We start from the raw sequence: 3,264 nt of genomic DNA, 5'->3' as shown, positions 1-3,264 counted from the left end.
ATCCTCAGTCGAGCGAACTCCTTGTCGTAGAATGCCTCTTAAAATGCCATTAACCAATCCAGCTGTCCCTTTGTGACTGCGTTTCTTGGCAATTTCAACAGCTTCATTGACAGCAGCATGATTCGGAATTCGGTCCAAATAATGAATTTGATAAAGTGAAAGTCTTAATAACTGGCGAACCCAATCATCCAGCTTTCCTTTGATGAACGGTTGTAGATAGTAATCAAGCGTCATCTTGTGTTGCAGCGTACCATAAGTAATTTCCGTTAATAACCCACGGTCTTTTGGTTCAATATCATATTTTTCTATGGTCTGATGAAGTAACAAATTACTGTACGCTTGATTTTTTTCAATTGCCATCAAGATTGATAATGCGGCATCGCGTACATTTCCGTTCCACATTCTATAACTTTTTGAGCTCATTCAAACTGATCCCCAATCTGTAATTTAGAACCAGTGCCTCGTAGAAATTCTTCTGCAGACATTTTTTTCTTTCCTGCTGGTTGTAATTCGGTAATTTCAAAAGCTAGTTTATCGCCTGTTTGCACAATCACTCGATCAACTTTCAATTCAACGACTGTACCTACAGGTTGCGAGTAAGTTTGTTGACTCGGTTGACCCCACCATATTTTCACGTTTTCCTGTTTCAACGTGGTATAGGCAACTGGCCAAGGATTAAGACCACGTACCAAATTATAAATGTCCTGTGCCGACTGTTTCCAATCAATTCGTTCTTGTTCTCTTGAAATATTGCGGGCAAATGTCACAAGGCTTTCATCCTGAACCAATCTTGCATTTGAGCCATTAATAATGGTCGGTAATGTTTCTTTTAACAAGTCACGTCCAACGACACTCAATTTTTCAAAAAGAACTCCTGTTGTATCGGATTGTTCAATCGGTATCGATTTTTGTGAAATAATATCACCAGCGTCCAATTTTTGCGCCATATACATGATGGTCACACCTGTTTCTGTCTGACCATCAATCACAGCTTGATGTATCGGAGCACCCCCACGATATGCAGGAAGCAAAGAAGCATGTACATTCAGACAGCCATATTTAGGTGCTTCCAGAATTTCTTTAGGAAGTAACTGACCAAACGCAGCCGTTACCACAATATCCGGTTGTAAAGAAAGAATTTCATCTAGTTGTGGTGAACCTTTTAGTTTTTCAGGCTGAATGACAGGTAATCCAAGACGTAACGCTTCTTTTTTAACAGGAGTTGGTGTCAATACTTTTTTACGCCCTACAGGACGGTCTGGCTGAGTTACAACAGCTAAAATGGAATAGCCTTCTTCATGTAGCATGGTTAAAATCGGTACTGAGAACTCTGGAGTCCCCATAAATACTAAAGAGGTCAAATCAATTCCTCCTCAGTTTCAAGCTCAGATGGATCGACGACGCGAATTATTTTCGAATCAAACAATACGCCATCCAAATGATCGATTTCATGTAGAATGGCTCTTGCTTCATAATCTTCAGCCTCGAGTTCATACCACGTGCCGTCTCTTTCCTGTGCTTTTATCTGTACGAAATATGGACGTTCAACTTCGCCATAAAGTTCTGGGAAACTGAGGCAACCTTCCACTTCTATGGCTTCCCCTTCCGTATCAACTACCAAAGGATTGATCATCTCAATGATGTCTTCCCCTTCTCCTAAGTCTACAATTGCAACGCGAAGCAACTCTCCCACTTGTGGCGCTGCTATTCCTATGCCATCTGACTCAAGCATGGTCTCATACATATCGTCAAGTAAAGTTGCAAGTTTCTGATCGAACTCTGTCACTTCTTTTGTTGGAGTTGTTAATATTTCATTTGGATGTAATACGATTTTTCGAATCGTCAAAGATTATTCCTCATTTCATTTCCGCTCACATGATGGATGAAGGGTTTAAGTCAATGGACATTAAAATCCCTTTTTTTATCCAGTCCGTCCGGTAAATACGCGTTAATTGCTGCAATACTTCCGGGAGCGTCRGTTCTTTTTTGTATTTTATCAAACATTGATAGCGATATCTATTTTGCAAACGACTAATAGACGATGCCGTCGGGCCAATAATTTCAGATTGCGGAGATAAATTGTCACGGAGCCAGTTTGCTGTTTTATGTGCATATTCCGCAGTCATCAAAACATCTTCATGCGTGATTTGAATCAGCACGACATATGTGAATGGAGGATATAAAAATTGTTTCCGGTTCATCATTTCCTGATTGTAAAATGGGACAAAGTCGTGCTGTTGTGCGAATTGAATAGCATAGTGTTCGGGGGTGTAGGTTTGCACAATGACTTCCCCTGCTTTATCATGCCTTCCGGCTCTTCCACTGACTTGGGTTAATAATTGGAACGTTTTTTCGGCAGCTCTGAAATCCGCTAAATGAAGCGTTGTATCTGCTGACAAGACCCCTACTAATGTGATATTTGGGAAATCAAGACCTTTGGCAATCATTTGCGTGCCAAGCAGTATATCGGCTTTTCCTTCTCCGAACAGATTCAGAATGTGTTCATGTGATCCTTTTTTCCGAGTGGTATCCACATCCATACGCAGTACCCTTGCCGTTGGAAACAATCGGGCAATTTCTTCTTCTACTTTTTGAGTACCTGTTCCAAAGAATCGGATATGCTCACTGCTGCATTCTGGACAAGTAGTAGGCACTTGGGACTCTTCACCACAATAGTGACATTTAATCTTTTCCTGATGGCGATGATAGGTCATGGAAATATCGCAGTTTGGACATTCCACCACGGTACCACAATCCCGACAGAGAACAAATGACGAGTGACCACGACGATTCAGGAACAACACCATCTGTTCCTGCTTGTCCAGTCTCACATTGATCGCTTCTGCCAGTTCCAGAGAAAACATGGAGCGGTTGCCGTTTTTCAATTGCTCTCGCATATCGACGACAGACACTTCAGGTAATGCCTGTTCTTTTGGTCTGTTGGCCAACGTCAACAAGGCATAATTCCCTTTTTTGGCACGTGCAAATGACTCAAGTGACGGCGTGGCACTTCCTAAAATAACTGGACAGTTGTGATATTCACTTCGCCAGATTGCAACATCTCGTGCATGATAACGAGGTGAATCGTCCTGCTTATAAGTTCCTTCATGTTCCTCGTCCAAAATGATGATGCCAACATTTTGAAATGGAGCAAATATGGCTGAACGGGCACCCACGACCACTTTTACTTCGCCGCGTTTGATTTTTCGCCATTCATCGTATTTTTCCCCAGTCGATAATCCACTATGCAATACAGCCACAAGT

At 41.8% G+C, this 3,264-nt stretch carries 4 protein-coding genes; all 4 read right to left on the bottom strand.

From position 1 onward, the window contains the following. A partial coding sequence (locus tag AC1DSB_RS16770; RefSeq protein ID WP_477587164.1) for a transcription antitermination factor NusB occupies positions 1-423 on the bottom strand: 423 nt, incomplete at its 3' end. Then, complete coding sequence (gene fmt, locus AC1DSB_RS16765; RefSeq protein ID WP_016427734.1) at positions 420-1,361, bottom strand: methionyl-tRNA formyltransferase; 942 nt, start codon at positions 1,359-1,361, stop codon at positions 420-422. The genes fmt and AC1DSB_RS16770, both read right to left, overlap by 4 nt. Then, positions 1,358-1,846, bottom strand: a complete 489-nt coding sequence (gene def, locus AC1DSB_RS16760) for a peptide deformylase (protein ID WP_477531029.1) — start codon at positions 1,844-1,846, stop codon at positions 1,358-1,360. The genes fmt and def overlap by 4 nt, the downstream gene beginning before the upstream one ends. A 25-nt stretch (positions 1,847-1,871) precedes the next feature. Next, positions 1,872-3,264, bottom strand: a 1,393-nt coding sequence (priA, locus tag AC1DSB_RS16755) for a replication restart helicase PriA (protein WP_477587163.1), incomplete at its 5' end; no start/stop codon positions are given.

The organism is Paenisporosarcina sp. P4_E4_2 (genome assembly GCF_056401595.1).
Note: the sequence above shows the minus strand (reverse complement) of the source record. Positions and strands in the feature narration are given on the sequence as shown.